This is a genomic window from Pseudoxanthobacter sp. (assembly GCF_036822375.1).
In the GTDB taxonomy this organism is placed as follows: Bacteria; Pseudomonadota; Alphaproteobacteria; order Rhizobiales; family Segnochrobactraceae; genus Pseudoxanthobacter.
Genome location: NZ_DAISHT010000124.1, coordinates 1 through 2,465, shown reverse-complemented (window position 1 = coordinate 2,465; position 2,465 = coordinate 1). Strand labels below are relative to the sequence as shown.

Here is a 2,465-nt window from a genome sequence, read left to right as displayed (position 1 = left end):
GTGCGCGCCTTGCCGCCGAACATGTAGCGGAACTTGGCGGCCTGATTGAGAATCTGGTCGAAGCAGACGCCCATGAAATCGAGGAACATCAGTTCCGCCACCGGGCGCATGCCGCAGGCGGCCGCACCGATGGCCGCGCCGACATAGGCCGATTCCGACAGCGGCGTGTCGAGCAGGCGGCCGGGGAACTTGGCGTGCAGCCCCTTGGTGACGCCGAGCACGCCGCCCCAGGCATCTTCCTCGCCGGGCGCGCCGGCGCCGCCGGCAATGTCCTCGCCAAGCAGGATGACGCTCGGATCGCGGCGCATCTCAAGCTCCAGCGCCTCGTTGATGGCGGTCTTGTAGCTGATCTTGCGGGCCATGGTCGTTTCCTCCGGGGGGATTCTTTTTCTGGGTTCAGTAGGAGACGTAGACGTCGGTCAGCAGTTCGCGCGCGGCTGGCAGCGGCGCGGCCTTGGCAGCGGTCACGGCATCCTCGATCTTGCGGATGACCGCGCTGTCGATGGCGACGATCTCGTCTTCGGAAATGACGCCGGCGCCGGTGACGCGGCGGGCAAACAGCTCGATGCAGTCGCGGCTGGCGCGGTTCGCCTCGTTCTCGCCCTTCGCCTTGTAGGTCTGGGCATCGCCCTCGAAGTGGCCGAAGAAGCGCACGGTCTTGCATTCCAGCAGCGCCGGGCCGCCGCCGGTGCGGGCGCGGCGGATCATCTCGCCGGCAGCCTCGTGCACGGCGAAGAAATCGGTGCCGTCGACCGACACGCCCGGCAGGCCAAAGCCGGTGGCGCGGTCGACATAGGAATCGATGGCGGTGGCATATTCCACGGAGGTGGATTCGGCGTAGCCGTTGTTTTCCACCACGAACAGCACCGGCAGGTTCCAGATGGCGGCCAGATTCATGCTCTCCAGCACGGTGCCCTGATTGGCCGCGCCGTCGCCGAAGAAGGTGATGCCGATGCCGCCGTCGCCGCGGAACTTCGCGGCAAGGCCCGCGCCGCAGATGAGGGGCGCGCCGGCACCCAGAATGCCGTTGGCGCCCATCATGCCCTTCTCAAGCTCGGCAATGTGCATCGAGCCGCCCTTGCCGTGGCAGCAGCCGGTGGCCTTGCCATAGATCTCGGCCATCATGTCGTTCACTTCCACGCCCTTGGCGATGCAGTGGCCGTGGCCGCGGTGGGTCGAGGCGATGCGGTCGGTATCCGTCAGGTGCATCATGATGCCGGTGGCGCACGCCTCCTCGCCGGCATAGAGGTGCACGAAGCCCGGAATGTCGCCGCGGGCGAATTCCACGTGCAGCCGCTCCTCGAACTCGCGGATGGTGCGCATGGTGCGGTAGGCGGAGAGCAGTTCGTCCTTGGAAAGCGGGAACGGATTGTTGCTCATGGTTTCCTCCTGACAATTGTTTTTGTTGGTATTTTTCAGACAGACGCAGGTTCGCGCCGGACTGCGTCGCTGAACATCGCGCCGCTTTCGGCGGCAAAGCGCATCACCGCGCCGGCCTCCAGCGTGCGGAAGGCGTTTTCCACCAGCGTCAGGGTCACGCTCTGATGGGCGTCGAAGAACAGTTCGCGCTCGCCGTCGAGCGCCAGCGAGCCGGCCGGAATGACCGGGGCGAACGGCCGGCCGGCCGGCATGGTGGCAACCGCGGCGATGCCCACCGGCAGCACGAGGCCGGGGGCGATGGGGGCGTTGAGCACCCGGCGGGCGAGCGTTGCGGGCGCCATTTCCACCCGCACCCCGCCGGCCTCGCGCCGGCCGAGCGGGCGGGCCAGCCCGGCGATGGCGCTCATGCCGATCACCTCCGGGTCGGCGAAGGTGACGAACAGTTCGCGGAAGGTCTCCGGCTTCCACAGCGCCCGCGCGCCGACATAGCGGTCTGTGACGACGGCGACATCGACGAGCGCGATCTCGCGCCCGGCGCCTTCCACGTCCGCCTCGATCCACTTGTTGCCGGCCAGCGCCACGGCGGCCGGCACCCGGCCGGCGGCATAGAGCCCGGCGGCCAGTCCCGTTACCGTCGGCTCGCGGTGGTCGGGAAAGGCATTGTTGGTGCCGGTGGAGATGCCGGCCACCGGCACGCTGCCGCACTCCGCCGCCACCGCGCGGTGGGTGCCGTCGCCGCCGAGAACGACGATCACCGCCACGCCGGCCTCGCGCATCATCCGCGCGGCGCGGCGGGTGTCTTCCACCGTGCCGCGGGGGCGCATGTCGAGAAAGGACAGGCGCGGAAAGCGCGCCTCGCCCAGATTGGCGGCCCGGGCCAGATGGCGCAGCACATGGCCTTCGATGCCGGCGCCGTCCGGCATCATCACGACATGGTCAATGCCCGTGGCGGCCAGAGCGGCCAGCGCCCGCAGCACGATGTTGGCCCGGTCGGCCAGTTGCAGGCCGGCGGCGCTGGCGACAACCCGGCGGATATCGCGCGCGGAAACCGGATTGGCGATGATGCCCACCCGTGGCGACATCGG

The 2,465-nt window shown here is 68.9% G+C and carries 2 protein-coding genes and 1 pseudogene; all 3 read right to left on the bottom strand.

Features of this window, described 5'->3' with window-relative positions:
* Positions 1–362 (bottom strand): annotated as a pseudogene (locus tag V7067_RS11880) (alpha-ketoacid dehydrogenase subunit beta); the annotation flags it as partial.
* A gap of 34 nt (positions 363–396) precedes the next feature.
* Positions 397–1,380 (bottom strand): thiamine pyrophosphate-dependent dehydrogenase E1 component subunit alpha, encoded by a 984-nt coding sequence (locus V7067_RS11875; protein WP_334176115.1) that lies wholly within the window; start codon positions 1,378–1,380, stop codon positions 397–399.
* Between the two features lie 35 nt (positions 1,381–1,415).
* Complete coding sequence (locus V7067_RS11870; RefSeq protein ID WP_334176122.1) at positions 1,416–2,462, bottom strand: NAD(+)/NADH kinase; 1,047 nt, start codon at positions 2,460–2,462, stop codon at positions 1,416–1,418.
* Between the last annotated feature and the right edge of the window lie 3 nt (positions 2,463–2,465).

Excerpts from the sequence above, each read along its gene's own strand:
- V7067_RS11875 (WP_334176115.1), bottom strand. The coding sequence starts at position 1,380 with ATGAGCAACAATCCGTTCCCGCTTTCCAAGGACGAACTGCTCTCCGCC.
- V7067_RS11870 (WP_334176122.1), bottom strand. The coding sequence starts at position 2,462 with ATGTCGCCACGGGTGGGCATCATCGCCAATCCGGTTTCCGCGCGCGAT.